This is a genomic window from Klebsiella sp. YJ (genome assembly GCF_002108615.1).
GTDB classification, from domain to species: Bacteria; Pseudomonadota; Gammaproteobacteria; order Enterobacterales; family Enterobacteriaceae; genus Klebsiella; species Klebsiella planticola.
This window is the reverse complement of record NZ_MTEG01000008.1, coordinates 156,317-182,098: the sequence shown is the minus strand read 5'-3', so window position 1 is coordinate 182,098 and position 25,782 is coordinate 156,317. Positions and strand designations below refer to the sequence as shown.

Sequence of the window (25,782 nt, the reverse complement as noted above, 5' to 3'; positions counted from 1 at the left end):
TGATGCGGTGACGCCAGAGGGAGAGGACCAATGAAGCGAAAGACAAAAGTCACGATGAACGATATTGCGCGAACGGCGGGCGTGTCGCAGGCGACGGTATCGCTGGTGCTCAACCAGTCCCGTAACATTAAGCTCAGTGACGACACCCGCCAGCGGGTTATCAGCGTGGCGACCGAGCTCGGCTACGATCGCCTGCCCGCCATTCATGCGCCGCGTAATCAGGAAGAAATCGCCCTGCTGGTGAGCTCTCTGCAAAGCTTTGATCCGTTTATCGATGCCATCAGCCAGGCGCGGGAAGCCGCGTGGCGCAACGAAGCGCTGCTGACCGTGTACGACTACGGCGATGACGTAGAGCTGGCGCTGAACATTATCCGCCAGCTGGAGAAGCGCAACTGCATCGGGATTATACTCGCGTCCCCGGTCACCACGCTGGTCGACATGACGGCTTTTCAGGACTGCACCCGCATTCCGCTGGTGCTGCTCAACCAGCGCGACCCCGGCTCACCGCTGCTACCGTCGTTTATTCCGGACGACTACGCCAACGCTTTCCAGGTGACAAAACACCTTATCGCCTGCGGCGCAAAGCGTATCGCCCACATCACCGGGGAGAGCTGGATGGAAGCCTCCCGTCAGCGACTGGCCGGCTACCAGGCCGCGCTGCAGCAGGCCGGTTTTGCATGCGACGACAGCCTGGTGCGCCAGACCAACTGGCAGTTCAGCGAGTCCTTTACCGCCACCGCCTCCCTGCTGGCACTGGATGAACGCCCGGATGCCATCTTCTGCGCCAGCGACTGGCTGGCGATCGGTTGCTATCAGGCGCTGGCGGTCAATGGCATTGGTATCCCGCAGGATATGCTGTTAGCGGGCTATGATGACCAGAAGATCTCCGAGCAGCTCACCCCGCCGCTGACCAGTATCCAACTGCCTTACAGCGAGCTGGGACGCCTGGCAGTGGAGTACCTGTGTAATCAGGAAGATGCCGCCACGCACGTGACGCTGGCGGGCAGGCTGAAGGTGCGAACATCAAGCCTCGTCTGAGGTGAAGACCATTCTGGCATCGGGCTCGTCGCCGGCGGGGAGCATAAACTTACGGCTATTGACTCTCCGCGCGGGCACCACTGCATCGATGAGCAGCGAATGGCTGTCCTGCGTTTGTAAGCACGTGGTTATGCCACTCATCAGCGGGTTTTACAGGTATTCATTGCTAATCATCAAACGGCCCGACAAAATCGGTTAAGCGCGTGACGCTAAGTCAGATAATTGCACTTCCCCGCTTATTTTTTTAAATATCAGACCTTCAGAAAATAGCGGATGTATTTTAATACTTGATGAAATTATATTCACTGCAAGGTTCTGTGACGCAGCGACCATGCCTTTTTATGTCGCGTTCGATAAAAGTGGCAACCGAAAGTAGTATGACTATATTTCCTGTCAACAGCTGAAAACCAGGGAAATATTTAGTCAGTAACGTTGATTAAAAAACCATCCCTCTTCTTAGTGTGTTGATTAAGAAGAGGAATATGAACTTGTTTAAAAAAATCAGTACCCTGCAGCCTTGTTAGCGGCTTTTATACGCTTGTTCCTGGCATCTTTTTCTTGTTTGTCATGAGCTTGCATTATCCCGCTTGCCGCATCTACCCAATCATTTGCACTACATCCTGATAATCCCACGCTCAGCATAAGCGCAAAAACATACTTCATATTAGCTCCATCATCTGATTATTGTAGAAATAACGTCCATGTAATACACAAAGTATTCGACGCTTGAGTCGTTACTTTAACAAAAAATTGGTCTCATGAACAAGGCGAGGATTTCAAACCCGCTACGTTATAATAGCCAGAGATGAATTCTGGCTTTATTAATTTAAAACGGAGGGGAGAAAATAAAACTGAAGATATGCCATTTTAAATGGCGTAGCTGTCAATTGTTTAGGGCGAATGACCGGAACGCTTAGAGTTCGAGTGCGGCAAGGATTGCGGTTTCCATTTTCTCCGGCGTGGCGATCGGTGCAAAACGCTTGAGCGGTTTGCCGTCGCGCCCAATCAGGAATTTAGTGAAGTTCCACTTGATCCGTCCACCCAAGACACCGGGCAGTTCGTCTTTCAGGAAACGAAACACCGGGTGCGCTGCGGCCCCATTCACCTCCACTTTCTCGAACATCGGAAAGCTTACACCGTAGTTGATGTGACAGGTCTGCGCGATGTCGTCGGCGCCGCCGGGTTCCTGCTTACCGAACTGATTGCAGGGGAAACCAAGCACCACCAGCCCCCGGGCGGCGTACTTCTTGTAGAGCGTTTCCAGTCCTGCGTATTGTGGCGTGAAGCCACAGTGGCTGGCGGTATTCACCACCAGAACCAGCTTGCCCGCGTAGTCGGCCATCGAGATGCGCTCGCCACGCAGACTGTTGGCACTAAATTCATAAAAGGTGGTCATGGCGGAATCCTCAGAGCAGAACCAGTAAGAGATAGTGCCAGTCATTCAGACTATTCGCCACTGTGGCCACCGGAAACGTAGCTTTCTGGTAAATCTATGATCACCAGTGTGCCAAAACTGCCGGTTTCCACAGTATGAGGAATGCCCGCTTTGGCGACATAAAGCTGGCCAGACGTTACGGCGATTTTTTTACCCTGCACGCTCAGTTCCAGACGTCCGTCAATAACCAGTAACCCCTCGTCATACTCATGTACTTCTTCAGTTACCGGGCGCTCATCCATGCGTAAGACTTTGAGGTTCGCGGCCCCCACGCGTCCTAAGATATGAGAGCGCCAGGCCTCCGGTAACGCATGTGCTTCGGTTCTGAGATCATAAAGCGGCATAAGGTCATTCCCTGTGATGTATTCAATACTTATATGCCATATCAGTGCCCCGTCGACATAGAACAAATATGGCAAAAGAAGTTGAAAAAGAGGGTTAACCCCTGCCCGATACGGCGAGTCATTCTGAAGAGCCAGATTCAGTCCATTGACCAAAACACTTTCAGCGCTACCCCGGCGGCGCTCACTTTGCTGTGCTCATCCCCGAGCGGGACGATGCGGGAGGGATAAGCTGCAAGCCCGGATAGCGCTCCAGCCACCTTTTTTCCGCGACGCGTCGCCAGAAAATATCCTGCTTATCGCCCTCAAATAATGGCGTTGCCCGAAGACGGAGCGCAAACAGATCGTCGAGCCCATACGGCGCAACGATCTCAATAAGAGTGGAACTGCTTATTCTGACCGCAACGGCCGTCGCCGTCTCAGGCCAGTAGAGGAGAGCATCCGCTGTCGAGCGATAGGGTTCATGATTGTTACGTTGATGCATTCTGGCCTGATTCTTCACTGACCAGTTAAAGAGCGGTGCTTGCCGGCTGAGTTTCTCTTCCACAGCGCTATCAAGTACTGAATCGCAGTTTTTCGGCTCGAACCAGACCACATCCACATCACCCGAGAGTGGCCTTGGCCCGTATCCGTGCAGATGATCCCAGACCGCATCTCTAACAAAGCCGGCACCAATCCAGCCATCGTTGAGTCCCAGCGCCTGAACGGCGTGCAGCGCTTTCATTCTTAGCGGGTCGTTTAACAACAGGCCCTGCAATACGTCCTGATATTTCATCATGTCCCTGAAAACGGTAATTGAGGTTGGTCTCTGCCTGATAATAGTATCAACATCCAGGGGGCGCCGCTGCTGGCGCCCCCTGTTATTGACCTCGCGGCTAATCCTCGTACGCAGCGTGATGGAAATCAATTTCCCACTGCAGCACATCGCCATAAAGCGCAGACAGCGCCTGCTTTTCGTTTTCACTCAGCGCCATGGCGCAGCGATCGAGTTCGTTCTTCAGCCAGAGAGCCTGCTGATAAAAGTCGTCCTCCGCGTGCATTTCCACCCAGCGCCTGACGTCAGCATCGCTCTGGCGATGCTCACTCGCCCCCCGGCACCAGGAGTAGTACATCCATTCCGCACCGAACATCATGGTAATGATCTGTTCATAGTTGCCCAACCGGGCTGTCTGCAGCATGCCGTCGCGAAAGCGCTGCACGCCTGGCAAATCGTGCGGATAATCCGCGGGAGAGATCCGCCGTTCTGCCAATACCTGTTCAAACCACGAAATCTGGGTGTCTACCAGGGCGTTCAGTACGTTGATTAGCCAGCGCTGTTGCTGAATATTCGGCGCCTTGCTGACCCCGAGGGCGAAAATGGCGATAGCCGTAGCGACAAAGTTGCCCTCAAACACCAGATAGCGATTGAATACGGTTGTCGGCAAACGATCGTGTTCAATATCAACCACAAAACGGTGCCTCTGCATCGTCTGCCAGACCTGCTGATGTTCGCGCAGCAGCCGCTCGCTAAACGCCTCCATTAGGCCTCCTCCAGCGCAGCCTGGGCGATAGACATAAAATGCTTAACCCGGGCCAGCTCAACGTCGTTCCACCAGACGCCATCAACCTTCATGGTGCTGGCCACAATCACCCCCTGAGTTCGTCCGAGGATCTGGCTGACATTGGCTGGCGTCACCCCCGAGCCCACTAACAACGGTAGCTCTGTCGCCGCGCGAATCTCATCAATTTCCGCCATCGTGGCGCTATCGCCGGTACGCTGCCCCGTGGCAATCACCGCGTCCGCCTCGAAAAAGTCCACATCGCGAGTCAGCTCCTGAATCGAACGATCGGCAACGATAGCATGGCTACCGTGCTTAACGTGGCTATCGGCAAAGACGCGAATATGCTCAGCACGCAGCATACTGCGATAGCGCAGCGCCTTAGCCGCCGCCCCTTCAATAAACCCTTCGTTGGCGATATAAGCATTGGCCCACTGATTGACGCGCACGAAATCGGCCCCCCCCGCCAGGGCGATAGCCATCGCCGGAATCGCAGCGTTGGCCAATACATTAATTCCCAACGGTACGCCAAAACGCTCGCGAACTTTCTCGGTAATGACCGCCATCAGCGCCGAGGTTTCATGACCGATATCCTCGGGTTTGGAAAAAGGGATATCGCCATGATTTTCAACAATCAGTCCATGAACGCCTCCAGAAATATAATTTTCTGCGTCACGAAGCGCACGCTCAACAATATCACTCACTGATTTCCCTCGATATTTAGGCGCGCCGGGAAAAGGATCGCAATGAATAACACCTATAACAACCTTACTACGTGAAAAAATAGCTTGTATTGCATTCGTTTTTTCTGCTGAGATAGCAACCATCTTATCCATCCTGTTAAGGGAACACTATGCGTGTTTACGTTACCGGCAATATTACCGTAGATGAAACCTGGTCTGTTTCGGATATACCAAAAAAAGGCACTTCAATTCATGGTGTTAAAATTTCGCAGGATATCGGCGGCAAAGGCGCGAATCAGGCGATTATATTATCCCGCTGCGGAATAGATACGCGATTAATTGCCGCCACGGGAAATGACAGCAACGGAATCTGGATCCGCCAGCGGATAAAAAATGAATCTCTGACGCTACTACCCGACTGCCATTTTAACCTGCATAGCGATACCTCGATTATTTTAAATAGCGCTGATGGTGATAATGCGATCATTACCACTACCGCCGCCGCCGATACATTCCGCCTTGATGATATTATTGCGCACATCGCTGATGCCGCTGCGGGCGATATTCTGTTACAGCAGGGCAATTTCTCCCTGGACAAAACTCGGGCGCTATTCCAGTACGCCAAAACCCACGGTATGACAACGGTATTCAACCCCTCACCCGTCAATCCTGACTTTTGTCATCTGTGGCCGCTTATCGACATCGCGGTGGTCAATGAATCAGAGGCTGAACTGCTTCAGCCTTACGGGGTGAAAACCTTAGTGATTACCCAGGGGGCTGCAGGCGCCTGGCTGGTCCGCGATGGCCAGCGCCAGTTTTGCCCCGCGGCCCCCGCCGAGGCGCGAGATACCACCGGCGCGGGCGATACGTTCCTCGCCGTGATGCTGGCGTCTGCGCTACTGCGCGACGTTGAGCCGGATGATCTGGCGCTGGCCCATGCCAGCCGTGCTGCCGCCATTACCGTGAGCCGCCGGGGGACGCTCAGCGCCTTTCCCGATGCCCGGCAACTCGCCGCCCTGTTAGACACGGACGGCGCGCACTGACCTACTTAAACAGCGAGCGGTAGGTATCAACGTTCGCTTTGGTCACCACCGTAGCCGGAACCAGAATGGTTTTCGGCACGGTTTTACCCGAGGTAATGCTGTTCAGCGCCTTGAGGGCTTCGGCCCCCATTTTTTCCGGGTCCTGTTGCAGTACGGCGGTGACGTATCCGCCGTCAATACCGGAAATCGCCTTCGCCGTCAGATCCCAGCCAAAGACTTTAATATCCTTCTGGCGCCCCTGGTTTTCCACGGCGGCAATGGCGCCGAGCAGCGCGGGTTCACCGGTGGCATAGATAGCCGTCAGATCCGGGTTACCGGTGATCAGGTTTTCCGCCGCGGTCATGGCTTTATCCTGCACGTTCTGCCCGTCGACAACGTTAGCGATGGTAATCTTCGGATTGCTTTTCAGCGTCTCTTCGAACCCTTTCTGCCGCTGGTTCTGAATCGCCGAGTTCAGGGCGCCGACAATACCCAGCCGCGCCTGGCCTCCCATCTCTTTTTGCACGTAGTCAACAAAATACTGGCCAATGATTCTGCCGCCTTCGATATTATCAACGCCGACCTGAGCCGCCTGAGGCCCGGCCGGTAATACGGCATCAATCGCAATCACAGGAATGTTAGCGGCAGCGGCTTCTTTTACCGCGGGCATAATTCCGTTAACGTCGATAGCGGCAACCAGAATGCCCTTCACACCTTGTTGAATATAGTTTTCAATCGCGTCGTTTTGCGCGACGGGATTGTCGTTCGAGTTAAAAATAACTAAATCCTTACCGCTGGCTTTTGCTGCATCCTGCGCGCCTTTATTCATCAGATTAAAAAACAGAGCCTGCTGATTGATCTGTACCAGCGCATAAGTTGGAGCGGCGGCACTGGCGGCAGAAATAAAACTCATTGATGCCAGCATCGTTGTTGCTACAGCAATAAAACGCAGTTTTCCGGTGTTAAATAACATCATCAGTATCCTCGTCGGGAATAGTTGATAGCCAGCAGAGTTCCGCGCCGCATGCGAACGCAGAAGGATTATTTTTTTGGCGGGCAAATATCGTCTATAGGGCCAGAACGATCTTCGACCGTTCGGCTGGACCTGCTTAATTTCATTCCGGCAACCGGTCCGTGTCGGTGCGCGACTGGAATGAGTTAAACGGGTTTGGGAATGACTTCCCGGATGATGCGGTAAACTGCCTATACAATTCTCCGCCATTTAAAATTTGTCAAGCATTTATTTCAGGGTATTGTTAGCCGAGAAATTGCTGTATCCAGCGCGCTTAACTATGTTACAGATAGCCGATTCTGGCAGAAATGGCGCAGGAAATGAGTATAAAACGCGTATTATTATCCGACGTGGCAAAGCTGGCGGGCCTGTCGAAGGCTACCCTGTCACGCTATATGAACAACAGTATTGTGCTGCCACAGGAAACCATCGACCGCATTGAAACGGCAATACGCGAACTGGACTATCGCGGTAATAGCCTCGCACGCCGTCTGAGTAAAGGCGGAAGCGAAACCCTCGGCCTGGTGCTACCCGATATCACCAACCCCTTCTTTGCCGAACTGGCCGATGCCGCCGAAGAAGCCGCCTCTGCCCACGGCTACAGCCTGGTGCTGTGTATCACCCGTAATAACCCGGAAAAAGAGTGTCAGTTTATACGCTGGCTGGATACCTGCCAGGTCGATGGTCTGCTGTTCACCACTAACCGCCCCGATAACGGCCTGCTACGCAAAGAGGTTCAGCGCCACGAACGCATTGTGCTGCTGGATGAGGATATTCCCGGCAGTAAGGTCCCCAAAGTCTTTGCCGATAACGTCCAGGGCGGGCGAATTGCCACCGAAAAGCTGATCGCCGCCGGGCATCGCCATATCGCTTTCGTTGGCGGCCCGGACAAGCTGATGAGCGTTCGCGAACGCTATCAGGGCTTTTGCACCGCGATGGAGCAGGCCGGTCTGAGCTGGCCCGCCGAATGGGTTATGTACGGCGACTACCAGCGCGAGTTCGGCCAACAGGCGCTGCAGTATCTGTTTAGTCAGCCGGTTCGCCCTACTGCCGTCTTCGCCGCCAGCGATTATCTGGTGCTTGGCCTGCTCGACGGGCTGCGCGCCAGCGGACTACAGGCGCCGGAGGCGCTGTCGTTAGTCGGCTTCGATGACGCCAGCTATGCCGATTTCACCCAGCCGCGGATTTCAACTATCCGCCAGCCCGCCCGGGAGCTGGGCCGCACCGCGGTGAATATCATGATGCGCTTGCTCAACGACGACAAAGATATCCCGGCGGAAACCCGTCTGCCGGTTGAATGGATTGGCCGCGACTCGATCAAGATTTGTTAAGCGCGTCCCAAAATGGCGCAAAAGCGCCCAGTTTTGGCGCAAAAAACGTTCAACTCACTATCTCTTCACTATAATCAGTAAACCGGTTTACCGGAATGTAATCAAGAAACTCTATTTATTACATAAGGTTAAGTCACAGGGCTGCTGTGTTGTTCCTGCCCTGGCACGGATGCTGCAATGTTCTTACTGGCGAACAAATATCTTACATAGCGTTTGACCAGACTGTGTTGGTGAGTACTCCACTCCGCAGGTAAACCGGTTTACTAGAATGTAAACCGTGTCGGATGGGGTCTCTCACACAGGATGGCGAACATTTTCCCGGCAATAGCGATGGGAGTTATCAGATGCAGCAGCCACAAACTACCCCGCCAAGGGTGGAGATGATCAATATCACCAAGACCTACGGGTCGATACGTTCATTGCGCGGAGTCAACCTGGAGCTGGCTCCGGGCGAGGTGCTGGGATTAGTGGGCGATAACGGCGCGGGGAAATCGACCCTGACCAAAGTGTTATCTGGCGCGGTGATCCCCTCCAGCGGCACGATTCGTATCGACGGTGAACAGCACCAGTTTACTAATCCGGCCGATTCTCGCCGCTGCCATATCGAGATGGTGTATCAGGATCTGTCGCTTTGCGACACGGTCGACGTTGCGGGCAATCTGTTTATGGGTCGCGAGCCGATGAAATCGGTTCTCGGCATCCCCTTTCTCGACGAAGCCAGAATGCACGCCGATGCCCGGGAGATGCTAAAAGGACTGGGAATTTCCATTCCCGATACTCGTCTGCTGGTGCGAAATCTTTCCGGCGGTCAGCGCCAGGCCATTGCCATCGCCCGCGCGGCGGCTTTTGACCCGAAGGTGCTGATCATGGACGAGCCCACCGCCGCGCTGGCCGTCGCGGAAGTCGAAGCGGTTCTGGAGCTTATTCGTCGCGTTTCCGCTCGCGGCGTGAGCGTCATTCTGATTACCCACCGCCTGCAGGACCTGTTCCTGGTCTGTGACCGGATCATGGTGATGTATGAAGGGACCAACGTCGCCGACCGGCGGGTGGCCGACACCAGCCTGAGCGATATCGTTAACCTGATTGTGGGCGAAAAATTCACCGCCCGCTCTGCGGCTGCACATTGAGGTAACAGGATGAGTATCATGAACTTAAGCAGCTCCCGCATGATCCAGCATTCGCTGCCGCGCCGCCTGCTGCATAACCACTCGGGCGTGGTGAGCATCGCGCTGTTTTTTATCTTCTGTTGCGTGGTGTTTTCACTGATCACCAGCAATTTCCTCACCGGCACCAACTGGCTGAATATCATCCGTCAGAGCGCCCCGCTGCTGATCGTCGCAACCGCAATGACCCTGGTGATTACCACCGGCGGCATTGACCTGTCGGTGGGCTCCACCCTCGCGTTAGTCGGCGCGCTTTCCGCTATCGCCCTCAACAACTGGGGGCTGCCGTGGCCGGTGGTACTGCTCGGCGGCCTGCTGCTCGGCGGATTAGTCGGCGCCATTAACGGCTTCTTTATTGCCTATGAAGGCATTCCGGCGTTTATCGTCACCCTCGCCACCCTCGCCGTTGTGCGCGGCATCGCGCTACTGGTCACCCAGGGCTATTCGATTCCGCTTCCCGCTGACAGCCTGTTTACCTTTATAGGGCGCGCCTGGGTCGTGGGGATCCCCATGCCCGCGCTGATTGGCATTATGGTTCTGGTTATCGGGCATATCGTTCTTAACCATATGCGCTTTGGCCGCTACGTCACGGCGATCGGCGCCAATGCCGAAGGCGCGCGACGCAGCGGGATTAACACCAAAGCGGTGACCATGAAGGTCTATATCATCAGCGGAATGGCCGCCGCGCTGGCAGGAATGATTATTACCGCACGCCTCGGCAGCGGCTCCTCCAACCAGGGCGAGGGCTTTGAACTGCAGGTCATCGCCGCCGTGGTGCTCGGCAGTACCAGCCTGTTTGGCGGCTTCGGTACCATTATCGGCACGCTCCTCGGCGCGCTGTCGATTGCGGTGATTCAGAACGGGCTGATCCTGTCGCATATTTCGCCGTTCTACACCCAGATAGCCACCGGCACGATCATCCTGCTGGCAATCTGGCTGAACACCCGCATTCTCAATCCCACGCGCTCGGCGGCAAAAGGATAGATAGCTGATGAAAGGATCAATTTTTCGCCATCCCTCCCCGCTGCCGGTCGGCGTCAGCAGCGGTTACGTCATGACGGTGCTTGGCCCGCTGCCGATTAGCGAGATGGGCGTCACGCTGATGCATGAGCATATTTTGCTGGACGCTTCCGGCAAATGGGTGCCGCCCTGCTGCTGTAGCGATCGCCATCTCGCCGAAATGCCGGTGAAGATGGAAAACCTTGGCGAACTGGCGCTGAACCCGCTCATGAGCCGTGATAACTGCCAGCTGTTTGACGTCGACGTCGCGATTGAAGAGCTGACCAAATATCGTGCGCTTGGCGGGGAAACGGTGGTCGACCCGACCAATATCGGCATTGGCCGCGATCCCAACGCGCTGGCGCGCATCGCGCGTCTGACCGGTCTGAACATTATTATGGGTACCGGCCTCTATCTGGAGCCTTCACACCCCGAATGGGTAAAAACCAGCAGCGTCGAACAGCTGGCCGAACGGCTGATTTACGATGTTGGTGGCGCGGAGGAGAAACCGGAAGTGCTCGCCGGGCTTATCGGCGAAATCGGTATCTCCAGTCGCTTTACGGCGGATGAAGAGAAGTCCCTGCGCGCTGCGGGTCGGGCCAGCGCCGCGACCGGCGTGCCGATTGAGGTCCATCTGCCGGGCTGGGAGAGACTGGGTCACCGGGTGCTGGATATTCTCGAACAGGAAGGCGCCGATCTCCGCCATACGGTGCTGTGTCATATGAATCCAAGCTTTGCCGATAAGCGCTATCAGCGCGAACTGGCGCAGCGCGGAGCGTTTCTCGAATACGACATGATCGGCATGAGCTATTACTACGCCGACGAATCGGCGCAGTCGCCTTCCGACGAGGAGAACGCCCGCGCGATTCGCGAGCTGATTGACGATGGCTATCTCCAGCAGATTTTGCTGTCGCAGGATGTGTTCCTGAAAACCATGCTCACCCGCTACGGCGGCCACGGTTACGGCTACATACTCAAGCATTTTGTTCCTCGTCTGCGGCGCCACGGCGTCAGCGGCGAACAGCTTGAAACCTTGATGATTGGCAATCCCCAACGGGTCTTTGGCGGATAAAAGGAAAATCATAATGCAGAAAAAAATCTTACTGGTCGGGGAATCCTGGACCAGCACTTCAACACACGTTAAAGGCTTCGATCAGTTTGCCACCGCCACCTGGCATACCGGCGCAACGGATTTTCTGGCCGCGCTTGCGGACAGTCATTACGCGATCACCTATATGCCCGCCCACGCGGCGGCGACCGACTTCCCGCTGACTCAGGAAGCGCTGCGGCAGTGGGATGCGATTATTCTCTCGGATATCGGCGCCAATACGCTGCTGCTGCATCCGGATACCTGGCTGAAAAGCCGGCGCACCGCCAACCGGCTGACGCTGATCCATGACTACGTTGCCGCCGGCGGCGCGCTGATGATGATTGGTGGTTATTACAGCTTCCAGGGAATTAACGGCGGCGCGCGCTATCGCCATACCGCTGTGGAGAAAGTTCTGCCGGTCCGCTGCCTGGCATGGGACGATCGTATTGAAACCCCGGAAGGTTGCTATGCCGAAGTGATCGAAGCTCACGCCCTGTTTAACGACATTCCTGGCGAATGGCCGTGGCTGCTGGGTTATAACGAAGTGGAAATGCATCCGCAAGGCAAGCTGCTGGCCACGGTCGCCGGTACCGGTCATCCGCTGCTGGCCGTTCGCGAATATCAACAGGGTCGCTCACTGGTGTGGACCAGCGATATGTCCGCGCACTGGCTGCCGGAAGAGTTTGCCAAATGGCCCGGCTATCGCCAGCTGTGGATCAACTGTCTTGACTGGCTGACGGAACGCGGCTGATGACCACGACTCTTCAACTGGCCCGGCAGCTGCTGGGCTTTAACACCATTAACCCGCCGGGTCGCGAAGCTGACTGCATGCGGTTCTTTGCCGACTGGCTTCAACACCGCGGCTTTGCGGTTTCGCTGTCGTCGTTCGGCGAGGGACGCAGCAATCTGATCGCCTGGCTGCCCGGGACGACAGCCGGTAAACCGTTGGCCTTTACTGGCCATCTGGATACCGTGCCGCTCGGTAATGCGCAGTGGCGATACGATCCTTTCGGTTCGCAGACGGAGGACGGGCGTCTTTATGGACGCGGCTCCAGCGATATGAAAGCAGCGGTGGCGGCGTTTGCCGTCGCCTGTATTCATCAGCGGGAAACGATTCTCGCCGGCAGCGGTGCGGTATTGCTGATTACCGGAGGGGAAGAAACCGGGTGCGACGGCGCCCGGGCGCTGATCGCCTCCGCGACGTTGCCGGACATCGGGGCGCTGATCGTCGGCGAGCCCACCGCCAATTACCCGGTTATCGGCCACAAAGGCGCCCTCTGGCTACGTTGTGAAACGCGGGGGAAAACCGCCCACGGCGCGATGCCGGAACTGGGGATTAATGCTATCTATCTGGCGGCGGATGCGCTGGGCAAGATTCAACATTTTTCACCCGGCGCGCCGCATCCGCTGATGAAGCAGCCGACTCTTAATGTCGGACGTATCGAAGGCGGGTTAAATATTAATTCCGTGCCGGACCGCACGCGTTTTGATGTCGATATCCGTAGTGCGCCCAATTTACAGCATGCCACCATCCGCCAGCGATTGACCACGCTGCTTGGCGAGAGCGTCACGGTGTCCACATTGGTGGACTTACCCGCGGTACTGAGCGAAGAGGATCACGCATGGATAAAGCAGGTTTATCAGCGCTGCCAGCCGCTGCACGATCGGCCGCTTGCGCCGCGCGTGGTTCCCTACTTTACCGACGCCTCCCTGCTGCTGCCCGCGCTGGGCAACCCGCCCTGTATTATTCTCGGCCCCGGCGAGCCGTCTCTGGCTCATCAAACCGATGAGTACTGCCTGCTCAGCCGGCTGGAGGAAGCGGAACAGCTGTACGGAGAAATTATCGGCGACTGGATGCGGTAGCCTGCTGGCGTCCGCATAAAAAGTGACAGTGTCACACAATAATCATGCCTGCGGTCAAACCACCGCAGGCATACTCGCTGATTAACGTTTGAATACCATCGCTGAATAGCAGAAGATGTCCACCTGGCACGCGGAATTTATCATCCCAGACAAGGAGGTATGCCATGACCCTGAGACCCAGCCCCGCACTCTTTTGTCTCCTCTCTTTACTCCTTACCGCCTGCTCGGGCACCACTTCTGTGCCGGATAGCGCTGAAGAGGCTCAATTATCTGCAGAAGTGGATAAGATGTTTCGCGATTATCAAATGGGTGCAAATAATTCGCCGCAGGCCAATGTCTCACGCTATCTGATGCAGGTCAGAACGGCTATCTTCGCTAAAATAGATCGGCCGCAGTCGTATCAGGGGCAACAATGCTCCGTGCGCCTCACGCTCCAGCGTGACGGGAAGGTACAGAATCCAACGGTAGCGCATGGCGATCCGGCATTTTGCGCGAAAATTATATCCGCGCTAAAGGAAGCGCAGATTCCGCCAGCGCCTGATGAAGAAACCTATCAGACATTCAACAATGCCGTTGTGGATTTCCGCCCCTGACAGGGCTGTCTGCCATCGTTTCGCAGGGGCCATTCGACCCCTGCCTCACATTCAGAACTCCACGCGGCCGCCGAAATTATAGCGCCGCCCTTCCAGCATCGCGGTCTGCCTGTAGGCGGTGGTGTAAACCGGATTGACATCAAACAGATTGTAGATACCGCTCATCAACGTAACCTGTTTATTCAGATGGTAACGGGCGCCTAAATCCACCAGCGCATAGGCATCCGTTGAGCTGGATTTGCCGATATCCGGCGAGTTGCTGCGCCAGCTCGCCTTCGTCCACAGCTCCAGATCGGAAGTGGTATTCCACGTCAGCGAAACGTTGGCCATACTGCTCGGGAAATCATTTAGCGCATAGCCCTTATACTCACCGCTTTTCTGTTCACTGTGGGTATAGGTATAGTTGGCGTTCGCCTTCAGCGCCGCGGTCAGCTGCCAGTCGCCGTTCAGCTCCAGACCGTAGATCTCCGCATCTCCGACGTTAATATATTGCGATACGCTATCAGCGGTATAGCCATTGTACTGACACTGCTGGGTGGCAGATGAGGTACAGATGGTATGGTCGCTGATTTTATCTTTAAATTTGGTATGGAAAAGAGTCGCATCCAGCGCCAGCGCGTCATGCTGCCAGTACACGCCCAGTTCGGTGTTGATGCTCTGTTCCGGCTTCAGATCGTCGTTGCCGATGCCAATCTCTGAATAGGGATAAGCACCATAGACGCTGGTAAAACCGGCGTTGTTCTGACGTAAATCCGGTTTTTTATAACCCGCAGAGACGCCCCCCTTCAGCGCCCAGGTTTCGTCGAGGGTCCAGTTACCATACAGCTTAGGCGTGACGTGATAGCCAAAGTAGCTATCATGATCCAGGCGCGCAGAGGTAGTCAGCGTAAAGTCCGGCACTATCATCCATGCGTCTTCCGCAAAAACCGCCCAGCCATGACGGGTAATTTTACTCACCGGGGTGACGCCGGGCGCCTGCTTATCCGCAATACCGAAGGTGTCATTCAGCTCATTGCGCGTGAAGTTAACGCCTAACGTCAGCTTGTGATCGGCCAGAGTAAAGGTGTTCGCGCTATTGGCCTCAAAATTATTCTGCTTAATAAATTGCGAATCCATCCCGGGCACGCGGTACTCCGTGCGGGCCTTCTCGTAGCTGATAAAGTTCTTCACCTCCACCAGATCATCAGCGTACCAGGCATGCTGTGAAAGCGAGGCCGCATCGCGGTCAAAACCCCAGTACCACGCTTTATCGTTATGGGTTTTCTCCTGATTGCCTTTGGCGACATTCAAATCCCAAAGCTGCGTATCAATTGGCGACAGAGAAATGGTGGCGTCCAGATTCCCGGCCTGATGCTTCACGAAACGCTCTTTGGTTGGGCTGTCATCATCGCGGCGATCAAGATAATCGGCGCCCACGCTGACCCCGAGTTTGCCTGGGATAACAGGCCCCATTAAGAAGGCGTTGGTCTGATTAGTGTTGCCGTATTCACTTTTTTCCTGCAGGAAGTAATTATCCTCCAGCACCCCCGTCCATTTTTCGAGGTTCCAGGCCTTTTTGGTGATGACGTTGACCACGCCGCCAATGGAGTCAGAGCCATACAGCGAGGACATGGGCCCGCGTATGACCTCAACCCGCTCAATGGCAGCCAGCGGCGGCATAAAAGCCGCTTCGCTACCAATGTGATGCCCGTAAGGACGGGATTCGCGGGTAGACTGCTTAATACCGTTCACCATAAACGAGGTATAGGTCGAATCCATACCGCGCATCTGTACATCACCGGTCGCCAGACTGCCGTGACCGTTGCCCACCAGCACGCCTGGCATCTCGCGCAACGCTTCCGCTACATTCTGATTGGAACGGGTATTCAGCGCCTTCTCATCCAGCACCGAGATCGTCGCCGGCGCCTCGCGCCTCTCCTGGCTGAAACCCGTGGCGGTGACTACCATCTGCTCTTCGTTTACGGCGGCGCTATCTGCGGCGTATGCCGCCGCAGGCAGATTGACGAAGGCGAGCGCAATCGCCACCTCCATGTGTGTCTTAATCGTCACAAAAAAGTCCTTAGAATTTAGTTAGATCAATCTTGAGAACGTAGTCGGGCTGGTCGCTTTTTTCGTCCTGTTTAACGCTGACATAAAGCGTTCCGGCATCCGCAGAAAGCACCAGACTGTTGGGCATGGCCGCCGTTTTGATCGTGTGTTTGAGATGATAGGTTTTCGCGTCGATGACGCTAATCGAGCGATCGTTGCGATGGGTAACGTAGATTTCATCGCGCGCGGCGTTATAGAGCACGGCGACCGAATTCGGCGAGGCAATACGATCCACCAGCTTGCCGGAGTCCAGCCGCACCACCAGCACATCGCGGGTATTGGTATCAGCGATATACCCAACTCCTGCGGCGCTGTTCAGGGCGATATTGAGGAAATAATGGTCAGGTTCAGCCGGGTCAACCTTCACGCGGGCAAGGAGCTTCGACGTTTTACCATCGAGGGTAACCAACTCCCCGTTGCCGGTCACCACATAAACTTTGTTACCCGCGTCATCAACGGCAAACCCCACCGGTTCGACATGATTCAGCGTTTCAATAAGCTGCTGCTTGCGCGTATCGACAACCCACAGCAGCCCTTTGTCTTTGCGCCCGATTCCGGATACATACAGACGTTGATTTGGCTTATCCAGCACCACTTCACGGACGTGAGCCTGTTTCTCAGGATCCGAATCATCGCTTAGCTGAATAGTTTTGATCACCTTATTGGTCAGCGTATCCACCAGCGTTAGCGAACCATCCAGGGCATTGCCCAAGTACAGGATATGGTTTTCTTCATCCAGAGAAAGCGCAAAGGTGCGCCGTTCGGTGGCGATTTTCTGATTAATCTGCAGAGAATCGGCCGCCAGTCGAAACACTATTCCCGTCGTTTTATCTTTATCAAACGAGGGCGCGGAGGCGGCATAGAGCACCTTCTGACGGTTATCATAAGCCAGTTCATAAACGCCGTGACCAAGAGGCTGTGAGCGGAATGCCTGCTCGGTAAAATCCTTAGCCGAGGCAGAGACAACATGCAGGGAAGATGAAATGGCCAGCGCGCAAAGCGTTGCTTTCTTCAGGGATACGATAGACATGTAATTTTTCTTTACAGTAACTTACGGAATGCAAACACTAATGAAAATAAATATCATTTGCAATTGCATTTATCTCCATATTCCCTACCATTTTTTGTGTTGTCATGGAAGCCGCAGCGCTGTACGCGGGTGAAGCGGAGCTGACGAAAAGGTGTTATCCCCAGGCGTTGATCATCAGGGCCGCGATATACAGCCCTCCCCCATACGCCAGATGCGTGAGCAGACTGAGCAGACGCGCCAGCCAGGGACGAGGGGTGCGTGATGCCGCGATACCAAAACCAAATGCGGGCTGTAGAATCATGAACGGTGCGAATAAAGTCGACAAACCGGCCAGAATACCGATGTTCAGTGAGGGCTCGCTGAGCCAGACGGTTGCGCTGAGCATAAGCGGTACAAAAGCAAAAATGACCCCGATCAGGTAGTGAAACACCCAGCCGGTGAACATCTCCCCTTGTATTCGCGGCGTTGAGGCAATCGTATGATGCCAGTACTTTCCTCTGGGCAACCATAAAATCCAGCGCCCAACCAGCGCATAGTTTAGCGGCGGTACTTTGAGCAGGTATTTTTGTAAAAGTGACCATAAATCCATCACCAGCGTTGCGCCAATGCCGGTGATGGCCGTTTTAAAGAAAATCATCATATCCAATGTCTGCTCCTCGTGGTTGGAATGCTAAGCTGGCAGCCAGTGTGCAACTTAAAGTGAGGTTTAAGTCAACCATGAAAGAACGGGATATCAGAGAAATCGCTGACCTTTCCGGGGTTAAACCCTCCGCATTGCGGTATTACGAAAAGAAAGGATTAATTCGGCCTGTCGGTCGAAATGGCCTTCGAAGGCAGTACCATGAGAATGTGCTGTATAAACTGCAACTCATTGCGCTGGGACAGGCCGCAGGGTTTTCTCTGGATGACATTGCAGTGATGTTCGGTACCGAGGGTCATCCAGATATTAACCGCGAACTGCTCCACAAACGCTCACGGGAAATCGACGTTACCATTCGCAGACTGCAGTTATTAAGCCGCGGACTGAAGCATGTTGCGCGTTGTACTCAGCCCGAGCATACCCAGTGTGAGGAATTCAAGAGAATTGTTTCGCGAGGACTTCGCCTCGTCAGGTAACGTTTCTCAGCGAAGATCGCCTGGTTTATGCCACCGCCTCTCAGCATGCGCGCCGGGTTAGCCACGTCTGCTCCGGCACGGGGCTGCCGGTCACCCTGACAAGTTAAAACGTTAATTCATTCAGATATCTCCAGCGCGCCGTCGGCTTCAATGCCCGGGCAATCAACCGGGTTTGCCGTTGATTCTATTCCACTTTGCTGTGAAAAAATCAAACACACCTTTAGAGAAAAGCCACTTACTCTAATGAATATTTATATGTAGCCTGTAGGGAGTTCGGCAAGGTTATTATGCAATAAAAGAACCACCCCATATTTAATAAGTAGTAAACCCTCACGGAGAAAAAATGATTTTAATTTTTACGATGTTCATCTTTTCCCTCACCCTGTCATTGTCACCAGGCCCGGTCAATATGATCATTATATCGTCGGGGGCAGCCCATGGATTTAGAAAAACCTTCCCGTTTATCTCAGGCGCGACAATCGGATTTACTTTATTGCTTATATTCGTTTGTTTCGGACTCTCCGCCACAATTGCACAGCATCCTTTGTTTTTCAAATATCTCAACGTTGCCGGCGCCGTATTTATCATGTACCTGGGTTATAAAATAGCCTCATCTCGCCCTGACTTGTCATTACAACAAGCAGATACCCCAGGTTTCATTCAGGGGTTTTTAATGCAGTGGTTCAACCCGAAAGCCTGGACGGCCTGCGCATCCGGAGCGGCGTTATTTTCCAACCCGTCCACCAATACGACGGTATCGGTCTTTATCATGATTTATTTTGTCGTCTGCTATCTCTCACTGGCTTCATGGGCGGTTATCGGCGACAGAGTGTCAATGCTGCTCAGGAGCAGACAACGCATCCGTACTTTTAACCTGTTGATGGGCAGTTTGCTGATCGTTACGGCGGGCTACATGCTCTTTATGCCACTCCTCAGGCATTCATAATTGATGAGACTCAACGGAGTTATAAATATTATTAATCAGTTTGTAGGCAATACTGCTGGTCGATATATTCGCAGGCCATATGGCATACACCTTTAGAGGTTCCAATGACCAGTCGGGGAGGACTTCCTGCATTTCTTCGCGCTTAACATCATCCTCACTCAGGTAGCGAGGGGGAGCCGCCAGTCCAATTTGTTGCTTTGCAAGAGCATAGGCCGCTTCAACATTATCAACGACAACCGTTGGCGTATACTTTACTAACGCCAGCTCGCCACTTTTGTGCCTGAACTCCCGGTTGTTCTGCCTCATAGTCAGGCCAATCCAGGGCAGATGTTCCAGGTCATCGGGGTGATTGATGGGCTTGTAATGGCTTAACAAGCCCTTTGATGCGACCAGTTGCCGGGGCAGCACAAAAAGATGCCGGGCTTTGAGTGAGCTGTCCGGGAGCTCCCCAATCCGAAATGCAACATCAATACTCTCGCCGATAATATCTTTCCGCGTATCGCTATAAGAAATGTTCAGGTAAACATCCGGATACTCTTTTATAAACACCGCAAGATGGCGCGTAAATGCGCTATTGATAAAAACGGCAGGGACAGAAATATGCAGCTTGTTAGCTGTTGATATAGACCGCTGCTTAAATTCAATAACCCCCTTCTCATACAGTTCGAGCATCGATTTGGCCGTCTCCAGCAAATTGATGCCATCGTGAGTCAGAGAGAGCTTACGGGTATTTCTATAGAGCAGCGCACTACCAAGATTTTTTTCCAGTTTCGATAGATGCGTGCTCGCCGTTGCGGTTGTCAGCCCTAACGCTTCTGCGCCACCGGAGATGGATCCCGCCTCGACAATTTTGGCAAAAACGATCAGGTAACGGATGTCATCAATCATCTACATTCCTTTGGTCACTCATTAACATTGAGCCTGACCACAGCATGGCCCAAGACCATCCATGGCAAGCAAGCAGTGCGCCGCGATGCAAAACACATCCCTGTCCAGATATAAGAGCTTTTCTTATCTCGGAACCGCGCCCGTCCGCCAGACCCGCAGGCCGAAAACATTGATATACAGCCCGGCCATAATCAGTACGGCGCCCAGCAGCTGCAAGCCGTTCAGCGTTTCGCCGAGCAACAGCGCGGCGCTGGCCATCCCCACTACCGGCACCAGCAACGACAGCGGCGCCACTCGCCAGGTTTCATAGCGCCCGAGCAACGAGCCCCAGATGCCGTAGCCCACAATCGTGGCAATAAACGCCAGATAAAGCAGCGAGAGCACGGTCAGCATATCAATATGAATCAGGCTCGCCGCCATCGTCTGCGGGCCATCGATCGCCAAGGACGCCAGCATAAACGGCAGCACCGGAATCAACGCGCTCCACACCACCAGAGACATAATCTGCGGTTTCTCGGCGCGGGACATGATCTTCTTATTAAAGATATTCCCGCACGCCCAGCTCAACGCCGCTGCCAGAGTCAGCATAAACCCGACGACCGGGACATGCTGGCCGCCGAGGCTGGCTTCCACCAGCACCAGGATGCCAAAAATCGCCAGCGCAATCCCGGCCAGCTGTTTTCCCTGCAGGCGTTCACCGAAGGCAAAGGCGCCAAGAATAATGGTGAAGAACGCCTGAGCCTGCAGCACCAAAGAGGCCAACCCGGCGGGCATCCCAAGACCGATGGCGCAGAATAAAAAGGCGAACTGACCAAAGCTGATGGTCAGGCCATAGCCGAGCAGCAGACGCAGCGGGATTTTAGGACGGGCAACAAACAACAGCGCCGGAAAGGCCACCAGTAAGAAACGCAGTCCCGCCAGCATCAGCGGCGGCATATTGTGGAGTCCGACCTTAATCACCACAAAATTCAGCCCCCACACCACTACCACCAGCAGCGCCAGCAGCCCGTCTTTACGTGTCATACCCTGCCTCTGTTGTTATATGAATTTTTGTGAACAAAATCAAAGTACCCAAAAAAGCGGCCGGCGGATAGATCATTATTTTTAGCAGGGTGTCAAAGCACGTGATGACACCGGGTTGCGCTATACAAGGTCCTGAGAGCATGGTATTTGTGAGCAATACAACATAAAAATAACATTTCATCAGGCAAAGAACATGATACCGACCATCAGGCGCTCCACCATCGCGCTGCTGGCGTCTTCGCTGCTGCTGACTATCGGCCGTGGCGCAACGCTGCCCTTTATGACCATCTTCCTCACCCGCCAGTACCAGCTTGAGGTGGATAAAATTGGCTATGCGCTCTCCATCGCCCTCACCGTCGGCGTCGTCTTTAGTATGGGGTTTGGCATTCTGGCCGATAAGTTTGATAAAAAGCGCTATATGCTGATCGCCGTGCTGGCCTTTATCTGCGGCTTTATCGCGATTCCGCTGGTCAATAGCGTAAGCCTGGTGGTGTTTTTCTTTGCCCTGATCAACTGCGCCTATTCCGTTTTCTCCACCGTGCTGAAGGCCTGGTTTGCCGATGTCCTGTCGCCGGAAAAGAAAGCGCGGATCTTCTCGCTCAACTATACCTTCCTGAACATCGGCTGGACCGTCGGCCCGCCCATCGGCACGCTGCTGGTGATGCACAGTATCAACCTGCCATTTTGGCTGGCGGCGGCCTGCGCCGCATTGCCGCTGGTTGGTATTCAGCTCTTCGTTCAGCGCACCTCGGCGGCTATTGCTCAGGATAATGCCACCCAATGGTCGCCTTCCGTGTTACTGCGCGACCGCGCGCTGATGTGGTTTACGCTTTCCGGTCTGCTGGCCTCGTTCGTCGGCGGCTCATTCGCCTCCTGTATTTCACAGTATGTGCTGGTGGTCGCCGATAGCGATTTTGCCGAAAAGGTGGTGGCGGTGGTGCTCCCGGTCAACGCCGCCGTGGTGGTTGTGCTGCAGTACGCCGTCGGCCGCCGCTTAAGCGCCAGCAATATTCGCCCGCTCATGACCTTTGGTACGCTCTGTTTCGTCCTCGGTCTGGGGGGATTTATTCTTTCCGACAGCAGCCTGCTGCTATGGGGGATATCTGCCGCCGTGTTTACGCTTGGCGAGGTCATTTACGCGCCCGGCGAGTATATGCTGATTGATAACATTGCCCCCGCCGGCATGAAGGCGAGCTACTTTTCCGCCCAGTCGCTGGGCTGGCTGGGAGCGGCCTTCAACCCGATGATTACCGGATCTATCCTGACCCATATGCCGCACTGGTCGCTGTTTGTGGTGCTGATGCTGGCTATTATCGTTGCCTGGCTGATGATCTTCCGCGGAATGAAAGTCCGTCCGTGGCAGAATGGCTGTTCGGCCGTCAACGCGTAACCCCAGGCGTCATGCGGCTGTCGGGTTAATGTCGGGCAACTGTCGGCTGCGGATCGTGGTGCCCGACAGTGCCCCGCGCCACACTCCATCTCAGGTTTTCACCCGGAGATAGACATGATGAACAGCAGTAATCAGGTTAAACAACTACGTCTGCAGCGCGCATGGTCCCAGGAGCAGCTGGCAGAACTTGCCGGCCTCAGCGTGCGGACTATCCAGCGTATTGAGAACGGCGATCGCCCAGGGCTGGAAACGCTGAGCGCCCTTGCCGCCGTCTTTGAAGTTAACGTTGCCGATATCACCGGTGACTCCCCGGCGGGCCATGAAGAGTCTCTCGATTTACGTATCGAAGAGGCAAAAGCGCGTGTGCATCAGGAAAGCCGCTTTTTCCGCTCGTTATCGACCGCCGTGGTGGTGTGCGTGTTGCTGGTTTTACTTAACCGGTTTACCGACCCAGGCAACTACTGGTCTGCCTGGGTCGCCGGGATCTGGGGGGCATTGCTGCTGGTGAGAGGTTTGCGATTGTTTGTTTTCGGCGGATGGATCCGCAGCTGGCGTCAGACGCGGTTACAGCGGCTGCTGCGTAAATAGTTTTTAGCCTGCCGCTATCCCCCGCTCGTGCTGACGCTGAGCGGGGTTACGGTTCCAGCCCTCTGCTAGCACCTGGCCGGATAAGGCGCCGCGCGCCGCCTCCGGGGAGACTTCGTTGCCAGAGCATGACGCCGACCAGAATCATCCGCCGCAGGCATACCCCGGCTAATCACCCCGCAGAGCTTTCACCCCTCGATGGGATGAAGCGCCGGCGACCTGGGATAGCCTGGCTCCAGGCGTCGTTTGCCGGTTTTCTTTTGCGGCGGAGGCTTTCGCCGTTGGCCGGGATTGCCCATCCGGAATCACCGCAATGGGCGCGGCATTGCCAGCTGTCGGCGTCGGTTTCACCGCCATGATCCGGTCTACGTAGCTGGTCTGCGTCTGCCCTTCGGGGAGAAAGCCACGGCGGAAATTGCCGCTGTAGTAGCAGGAAAACGCCGCCAGCTGCGCCTGTTGCGCTGAAAACTTGACCGAAGCGCGACGCAGGCATTGATTAAAAATACCTGCAGCGGCACGGGCGTTATGACAAGGATCGAAGACGGTTTCATAATCCAGTCCGTATTTGTCGAGGTTATGGCGGTTCACCTGGCCCAGCCCCAGCGAAAAATTCCAGCCCGCCTGTGCCAGATACTGCGCGGTAGCGATAGCCTCTTCCTTATGCCGGGGCTGACGCGCCAGCCGCCCACCCACCACGCCAATGGCGTAAGGATTAAACGACGACTCCACTTTCATTAAACGCTCCAGTACCTGGGGCGCGATGTCTGGCGCACACTGATTAGCCAAAACAGCCAAATCCAACACTCTGACCTCCTGTCACGCGGGGGGTTATTCCGGCTCATTTTTATTGATAAATTTCACCGAGGATTTTTTCGCAATCCCCGTCAGGACGTTAATAATGTCCTGGTAGTTGGTGGCGAGAAAAACGTTGTCTCCTGCGCAGTAATTGCGCCAGAGATCGAGAGCATGAGCAGTTTCCGAATTATTAACCGTAAAAATAAAAAAGATATCGGCCGCCTGAGTAGGTGTTCCCTCAGGGTAACGCAGCAGCCCTTCTTTGACTCGTTTACAAAGATCGTACGTTTTAAATAGCCGCTCGGTCATCGCATAGGGTCCCCTGGTGCTGCTACCGGAATCAATACCATCGGATATCACAATAATCGCTTTTCGGGGATTCGTGCCTTTGGCAATCACCGGCAGGGATCGAAGTAGACCTGAAGTAACATGAGTGGGTGAACCATCAACTATTTTCATGTTATTAAATTCATCAATAATATTAATGTCATTAGTTAATTCGATAAGATAAGACTTCGGTTTTGCCGTCTTATCCTTCAGGAGATTTACCATCTCGTAACTAAAATCCATTGCGTTAAATGCAGAATAGCAATCCAGAGCAAAAGGACGCATCGACCGCGAACCAATCATATATTTAAAGGTGATAACCGCCTGTTCAGAAAAAATAAAACCATCGGTAAACATACCCTCATAATCCAGAGTTTCATTATTGGTTATTGCATAACTTACGCCATCCCACAGCATTAAATCATGTGCTGCTGCGCGCGATTCGAGAAACTCATCATAGTGTTCAAATAGTCTTGAACGCGGATCGGCATCACAGCTGTACAGATCTTTGCCAAAGCTACTGCCATAATTCGTATTTTTGACGCACCACCCTTTTGTAACCATATTATCAATAGTATGGCCGGTAGCCGGGCCAATCACATCTTGATAATAGTTATATAATGCATGGTCATAACTATAAGATTGAGCCTTCTCAGCAGGCGTATTAGAATTATTTATGTAGAATTTATTATACCAGAAATCAAGATCGACTTTTTGATACTGTTGTTTTAGCTTACCCACAAAAGAGCAACCCACGCTTACCCCTCCCGCAATATTTTCACCAGGCAGGATAACCGGCACACCAATACTGAATGGAATAATGCTTACCGTATTACTAACAGACTCATCATTTAATATGTCACTGATGAAATCAGTCACAACCTTACGAAGCAATGCAATTCTTGTCATTCCCGGTTCTGAGGAAACGTCTTGCATTGACCCCGAAAAATCCAGTACCAGAGCATAATCAGTCGGAAATCTGACAACTTCAAATGTTTTTCTGACCACCCCCGCGCCGCTGTCGGCACGAATATCCACCGCGGAGTCAAAACCGACCTCTTGCTGCGCGCCGATTATTGGCCGCATGCTGGCTTTCCCGCTGGCGGTATAGTCCACGGAGTCAAGTTTGCCGGTTTCCGTCGTGCTGTAGTTCACTTCTACCGCAACGGTCAGATCGTTTTTGGCGATCGTCGCATCCGGCACATAGTAGGACAGGTAGTTATGCAGTAGCGTAATATTCTCCGCCTTATCCGCGGCGGTGCTATTGCGGTTATCGACCATGGCCACCGCCAGTACGCCCTGATTAAGGCCATCCGCCAGCCTGGCGCGACTGCTCTGTAAATTAGCGCCATCATACGCCACCGAATAGAACATCATTAACAGCGGAAACATAATGGCAAACATCACGGTTATCGCGCCGTACTCCTGACGCAAAAGACGTACGATAAACCGTAAAAACCGGCTTCGCATAATTTTCACCTCGCCC

General features: G+C 54.1%; 28 protein-coding genes. 13 read left to right on the top strand and 15 right to left on the bottom strand.

What is annotated here, in order from left to right:
• The first annotated feature begins 30 nt into the window (after positions 1 to 30).
• The gene (locus BV390_RS11060; RefSeq protein ID WP_032687622.1) at positions 31 to 1,038 is read left to right on the top strand and encodes a LacI family DNA-binding transcriptional regulator; all 1,008 of its coding nucleotides are present in this window, start codon (positions 31 to 33) and stop codon (positions 1,036 to 1,038) included.
• Positions 1,039 to 1,539: 501 nt separating this feature from the next.
• Here the strand turns inward: BV390_RS11060 and BV390_RS31150 are convergent.
• The 6 genes from BV390_RS31150 to BV390_RS11035 form a co-directional block, all read right to left on the bottom strand.
• A complete protein-coding gene (locus BV390_RS31150; protein WP_164673314.1) occupies positions 1,540 to 1,701 on the bottom strand; it encodes a hypothetical protein in 162 nt (53 codons plus the stop codon).
• 250 nt (positions 1,702 to 1,951) lie between these two features.
• Entirely contained in the window at positions 1,952 to 2,434 is a 483-nt protein-coding gene (locus BV390_RS11055) for a glutathione peroxidase (RefSeq protein WP_032687621.1), read from the bottom strand.
• 50 nt (positions 2,435 to 2,484) lie between these two features.
• On the bottom strand, positions 2,485 to 2,817 hold the full coding sequence (locus tag BV390_RS11050) for a cupin domain-containing protein (protein ID WP_032687620.1): 333 nt from the start codon (positions 2,815 to 2,817) through the stop codon (positions 2,485 to 2,487).
• 181 nt (positions 2,818 to 2,998) lie between these two features.
• Positions 2,999 to 3,589 (bottom strand): nucleotidyltransferase family protein, encoded by a 591-nt coding sequence (locus tag BV390_RS11045; protein ID WP_085396928.1) that lies wholly within the window; start codon positions 3,587 to 3,589, stop codon positions 2,999 to 3,001.
• Positions 3,590 to 3,689: 100 nt separating this feature from the next.
• A complete protein-coding gene (locus BV390_RS11040; RefSeq protein ID WP_032687619.1) occupies positions 3,690 to 4,334 on the bottom strand; it encodes a TenA family protein in 645 nt (214 codons plus the stop codon).
• Complete coding sequence (locus tag BV390_RS11035) at positions 4,334 to 5,179, bottom strand: BtpA/SgcQ family protein (RefSeq protein ID WP_032696149.1); 846 nt, start codon at positions 5,177 to 5,179, stop codon at positions 4,334 to 4,336. Before BV390_RS11035 ends, BV390_RS11040 begins: the two co-directional genes overlap by 1 nt.
• Before the next feature lie 26 nt (positions 5,180 to 5,205).
• On the opposite strand from BV390_RS11035, the gene BV390_RS11030 reads away from it, so the two are divergent.
• Positions 5,206 to 6,078, top strand: a complete 873-nt coding sequence (locus tag BV390_RS11030; RefSeq protein ID WP_049264319.1) for a PfkB family carbohydrate kinase — start codon at positions 5,206 to 5,208, stop codon at positions 6,076 to 6,078.
• A 1-nt stretch (position 6,079) separates the two neighbouring features.
• Here BV390_RS11030 and BV390_RS11025 read toward each other — a convergent pair whose 3' ends face one another.
• Positions 6,080 to 7,033 (bottom strand): ABC transporter substrate-binding protein, encoded by a 954-nt coding sequence (locus BV390_RS11025; RefSeq protein WP_032687613.1) that lies wholly within the window; start codon positions 7,031 to 7,033, stop codon positions 6,080 to 6,082.
• A gap of 344 nt (positions 7,034 to 7,377) precedes the next feature.
• On the opposite strand from BV390_RS11025, the gene BV390_RS11020 reads away from it, so the two are divergent.
• From BV390_RS11020 to BV390_RS10995, 6 genes are all read left to right on the top strand, one after another.
• The gene (locus tag BV390_RS11020; RefSeq protein ID WP_032687612.1) at positions 7,378 to 8,400 is read left to right on the top strand and encodes a LacI family DNA-binding transcriptional regulator; all 1,023 of its coding nucleotides are present in this window, start codon (positions 7,378 to 7,380) and stop codon (positions 8,398 to 8,400) included.
• Positions 8,401 to 8,780: 380 nt separating this feature from the next.
• Positions 8,781 to 9,527 (top strand): ATP-binding cassette domain-containing protein, encoded by a 747-nt coding sequence (locus BV390_RS11015; RefSeq protein WP_162180094.1) that lies wholly within the window; start codon positions 8,781 to 8,783, stop codon positions 9,525 to 9,527.
• Positions 9,528 to 9,545: 18 nt separating this feature from the next.
• On the top strand, positions 9,546 to 10,547 hold the full coding sequence (locus BV390_RS11010; RefSeq protein WP_163921496.1) for an ABC transporter permease: 1,002 nt from the start codon (positions 9,546 to 9,548) through the stop codon (positions 10,545 to 10,547).
• A gap of 7 nt (positions 10,548 to 10,554) precedes the next feature.
• Positions 10,555 to 11,634: a phosphotriesterase family protein gene (locus BV390_RS11005; protein WP_032687609.1), complete on the top strand. Its 1,080-nt coding sequence runs from the start codon at positions 10,555 to 10,557 to the stop codon at positions 11,632 to 11,634.
• A gap of 13 nt (positions 11,635 to 11,647) precedes the next feature.
• On the top strand, positions 11,648 to 12,403 hold the full coding sequence (locus BV390_RS11000) for a glutamine amidotransferase (RefSeq protein ID WP_032687608.1): 756 nt from the start codon (positions 11,648 to 11,650) through the stop codon (positions 12,401 to 12,403).
• Positions 12,403 to 13,515, top strand: coding sequence for a M20 family metallopeptidase (locus BV390_RS10995; RefSeq protein ID WP_047664926.1), 1,113 nt, complete (start codon positions 12,403 to 12,405; stop codon positions 13,513 to 13,515). Before BV390_RS11000 ends, BV390_RS10995 begins: the two co-directional genes overlap by 1 nt.
• A 31-nt stretch (positions 13,516 to 13,546) precedes the next feature.
• On the opposite strand, the gene BV390_RS31810 is transcribed toward BV390_RS10995, so the two are convergent.
• Positions 13,547 to 13,681 (bottom strand): hypothetical protein, encoded by a 135-nt coding sequence (locus BV390_RS31810; protein WP_255379526.1) that lies wholly within the window; start codon positions 13,679 to 13,681, stop codon positions 13,547 to 13,549.
• On the opposite strand from BV390_RS31810, the gene tolA reads away from it, so the two are divergent.
• Positions 13,680 to 14,108, top strand: a complete 429-nt coding sequence (gene tolA, locus BV390_RS10990) for a cell envelope integrity protein TolA (RefSeq protein ID WP_046852474.1) — start codon at positions 13,680 to 13,682, stop codon at positions 14,106 to 14,108. The genes BV390_RS31810 and tolA overlap by 2 nt on opposite strands.
• A gap of 51 nt (positions 14,109 to 14,159) precedes the next feature.
• Here tolA and BV390_RS10985 read toward each other — a convergent pair whose 3' ends face one another.
• The 3 genes from BV390_RS10985 to BV390_RS10975 all read right to left on the bottom strand — a co-directional run bounded on the left by BV390_RS10985 (position 14,160) and on the right by BV390_RS10975 (position 17,866).
• On the bottom strand, positions 14,160 to 16,139 hold the full coding sequence (locus BV390_RS10985) for a TonB-dependent receptor domain-containing protein (RefSeq protein WP_046852473.1): 1,980 nt from the start codon (positions 16,137 to 16,139) through the stop codon (positions 14,160 to 14,162).
• A 28-nt stretch (positions 16,140 to 16,167) separates the two neighbouring features.
• The gene (yncE, locus tag BV390_RS10980) at positions 16,168 to 17,226 is read right to left on the bottom strand and encodes a 7-bladed beta-propeller protein YncE (protein WP_085396927.1); all 1,059 of its coding nucleotides are present in this window, start codon (positions 17,224 to 17,226) and stop codon (positions 16,168 to 16,170) included.
• 154 nt (positions 17,227 to 17,380) lie between these two features.
• On the bottom strand, positions 17,381 to 17,866 hold the full coding sequence (locus BV390_RS10975) for a DUF2938 family protein (RefSeq protein ID WP_032687701.1): 486 nt from the start codon (positions 17,864 to 17,866) through the stop codon (positions 17,381 to 17,383).
• A 77-nt stretch (positions 17,867 to 17,943) separates the two neighbouring features.
• On the opposite strand from BV390_RS10975, the gene BV390_RS10970 reads away from it, so the two are divergent.
• Both BV390_RS10970 and BV390_RS10965 read left to right on the top strand, forming a co-directional pair.
• Complete coding sequence (locus tag BV390_RS10970; protein WP_047665600.1) at positions 17,944 to 18,342, top strand: helix-turn-helix domain-containing protein; 399 nt, start codon at positions 17,944 to 17,946, stop codon at positions 18,340 to 18,342.
• A 343-nt stretch (positions 18,343 to 18,685) separates the two neighbouring features.
• The gene (locus tag BV390_RS10965) at positions 18,686 to 19,288 is read left to right on the top strand and encodes a LysE family translocator (RefSeq protein ID WP_085396926.1); all 603 of its coding nucleotides are present in this window, start codon (positions 18,686 to 18,688) and stop codon (positions 19,286 to 19,288) included.
• Here BV390_RS10965 and BV390_RS10960 read toward each other — a convergent pair.
• Together BV390_RS10960 and eamA are read right to left on the bottom strand one after the other, a co-directional pair.
• On the bottom strand, positions 19,283 to 20,176 hold the full coding sequence (locus BV390_RS10960; protein WP_032687601.1) for a LysR family transcriptional regulator: 894 nt from the start codon (positions 20,174 to 20,176) through the stop codon (positions 19,283 to 19,285). The genes BV390_RS10965 and BV390_RS10960 overlap by 6 nt on opposite strands.
• Positions 20,177 to 20,299: 123 nt before the next feature.
• Positions 20,300 to 21,199 (bottom strand): O-acetylserine/cysteine exporter, encoded by a 900-nt coding sequence (eamA, locus tag BV390_RS10955; RefSeq protein WP_085396925.1) that lies wholly within the window; start codon positions 21,197 to 21,199, stop codon positions 20,300 to 20,302.
• A 193-nt stretch (positions 21,200 to 21,392) separates the two neighbouring features.
• On the opposite strand from eamA, the gene ydeE reads away from it, so the two are divergent.
• Together ydeE and BV390_RS10945 are read left to right on the top strand one after the other, a co-directional pair.
• Positions 21,393 to 22,589, top strand: a complete 1,197-nt coding sequence (ydeE, locus tag BV390_RS10950; RefSeq protein ID WP_085396924.1) for an efflux MFS transporter YdeE — start codon at positions 21,393 to 21,395, stop codon at positions 22,587 to 22,589.
• Positions 22,590 to 22,706: 117 nt separating this feature from the next.
• Positions 22,707 to 23,177, top strand: a complete 471-nt coding sequence (locus tag BV390_RS10945; RefSeq protein ID WP_032687699.1) for a helix-turn-helix domain-containing protein — start codon at positions 22,707 to 22,709, stop codon at positions 23,175 to 23,177.
• 165 nt (positions 23,178 to 23,342) lie between these two features.
• Here BV390_RS10945 and BV390_RS10940 read toward each other — a convergent pair whose 3' ends face one another.
• Both BV390_RS10940 and BV390_RS10935 read right to left on the bottom strand, forming a co-directional pair.
• Positions 23,343 to 23,978, bottom strand: a complete 636-nt coding sequence (locus BV390_RS10940) for a lytic transglycosylase domain-containing protein (RefSeq protein ID WP_085396923.1) — start codon at positions 23,976 to 23,978, stop codon at positions 23,343 to 23,345.
• A gap of 24 nt (positions 23,979 to 24,002) precedes the next feature.
• On the bottom strand, positions 24,003 to 25,766 hold the full coding sequence (locus BV390_RS10935) for a TadE/TadG family type IV pilus assembly protein (protein WP_128320061.1): 1,764 nt from the start codon (positions 25,764 to 25,766) through the stop codon (positions 24,003 to 24,005).
• Between the last annotated feature and the right edge of the window lie 16 nt (positions 25,767 to 25,782).

Excerpts from the sequence above, each read along its gene's own strand:
- BV390_RS10965 (WP_085396926.1), top strand. The coding sequence starts at position 18,686 with ATGATTTTAATTTTTACGATGTTCATCTTTTCCCTCACCCTGTCATTG.
- BV390_RS11060 (WP_032687622.1), top strand. The coding sequence starts at position 31 with ATGAAGCGAAAGACAAAAGTCACGATGAACGATATTGCGCGAACGGCG.
- BV390_RS11055 (WP_032687621.1), bottom strand. The coding sequence starts at position 2,434 with ATGACCACCTTTTATGAATTTAGTGCCAACAGTCTGCGTGGCGAGCGC.
- BV390_RS10995 (WP_047664926.1), top strand. The coding sequence starts at position 12,403 with ATGACCACGACTCTTCAACTGGCCCGGCAGCTGCTGGGCTTTAACACC.
- ydeE (WP_085396924.1), top strand. The coding sequence starts at position 21,393 with ATGATACCGACCATCAGGCGCTCCACCATCGCGCTGCTGGCGTCTTCG.
- BV390_RS10975 (WP_032687701.1), bottom strand. The coding sequence starts at position 17,866 with ATGATGATTTTCTTTAAAACGGCCATCACCGGCATTGGCGCAACGCTG.
- eamA (WP_085396925.1), bottom strand. The coding sequence starts at position 21,199 with ATGACACGTAAAGACGGGCTGCTGGCGCTGCTGGTGGTAGTGGTGTGG.
- BV390_RS11020 (WP_032687612.1), top strand. The coding sequence starts at position 7,378 with ATGGCGCAGGAAATGAGTATAAAACGCGTATTATTATCCGACGTGGCA.
- BV390_RS11005 (WP_032687609.1), top strand. The coding sequence starts at position 10,555 with ATGAAAGGATCAATTTTTCGCCATCCCTCCCCGCTGCCGGTCGGCGTC.
- BV390_RS10935 (WP_128320061.1), bottom strand. The coding sequence starts at position 25,766 with ATGCGAAGCCGGTTTTTACGGTTTATCGTACGTCTTTTGCGTCAGGAG.
- BV390_RS11040 (WP_032687619.1), bottom strand. The coding sequence starts at position 4,334 with ATGGAGGCGTTTAGCGAGCGGCTGCTGCGCGAACATCAGCAGGTCTGG.
- BV390_RS10960 (WP_032687601.1), bottom strand. The coding sequence starts at position 20,176 with ATGATTGATGACATCCGTTACCTGATCGTTTTTGCCAAAATTGTCGAG.
- BV390_RS11030 (WP_049264319.1), top strand. The coding sequence starts at position 5,206 with ATGCGTGTTTACGTTACCGGCAATATTACCGTAGATGAAACCTGGTCT.
- BV390_RS11015 (WP_162180094.1), top strand. The coding sequence starts at position 8,781 with ATGATCAATATCACCAAGACCTACGGGTCGATACGTTCATTGCGCGGA.
- BV390_RS10970 (WP_047665600.1), top strand. The coding sequence starts at position 17,944 with ATGAAAGAACGGGATATCAGAGAAATCGCTGACCTTTCCGGGGTTAAA.
- BV390_RS11035 (WP_032696149.1), bottom strand. The coding sequence starts at position 5,179 with ATGGTTGCTATCTCAGCAGAAAAAACGAATGCAATACAAGCTATTTTT.
- yncE (WP_085396927.1), bottom strand. The coding sequence starts at position 17,226 with ATGTCTATCGTATCCCTGAAGAAAGCAACGCTTTGCGCGCTGGCCATT.
- BV390_RS11010 (WP_163921496.1), top strand. The coding sequence starts at position 9,546 with ATGAACTTAAGCAGCTCCCGCATGATCCAGCATTCGCTGCCGCGCCGC.
- BV390_RS31150 (WP_164673314.1), bottom strand. The coding sequence starts at position 1,701 with ATGAAGTATGTTTTTGCGCTTATGCTGAGCGTGGGATTATCAGGATGT.
- BV390_RS11000 (WP_032687608.1), top strand. The coding sequence starts at position 11,648 with ATGCAGAAAAAAATCTTACTGGTCGGGGAATCCTGGACCAGCACTTCA.
- BV390_RS10945 (WP_032687699.1), top strand. The coding sequence starts at position 22,707 with ATGAACAGCAGTAATCAGGTTAAACAACTACGTCTGCAGCGCGCATGG.
- BV390_RS31810 (WP_255379526.1), bottom strand. The coding sequence starts at position 13,681 with ATGGCATACCTCCTTGTCTGGGATGATAAATTCCGCGTGCCAGGTGGA.
- BV390_RS10985 (WP_046852473.1), bottom strand. The coding sequence starts at position 16,139 with ATGGAGGTGGCGATTGCGCTCGCCTTCGTCAATCTGCCTGCGGCGGCA.
- BV390_RS11045 (WP_085396928.1), bottom strand. The coding sequence starts at position 3,589 with ATGAAATATCAGGACGTATTGCAGGGCCTGTTGTTAAACGACCCGCTA.
- BV390_RS11025 (WP_032687613.1), bottom strand. The coding sequence starts at position 7,033 with ATGATGTTATTTAACACCGGAAAACTGCGTTTTATTGCTGTAGCAACA.
- BV390_RS11050 (WP_032687620.1), bottom strand. The coding sequence starts at position 2,817 with ATGCCGCTTTATGATCTCAGAACCGAAGCACATGCGTTACCGGAGGCC.
- tolA (WP_046852474.1), top strand. The coding sequence starts at position 13,680 with ATGACCCTGAGACCCAGCCCCGCACTCTTTTGTCTCCTCTCTTTACTC.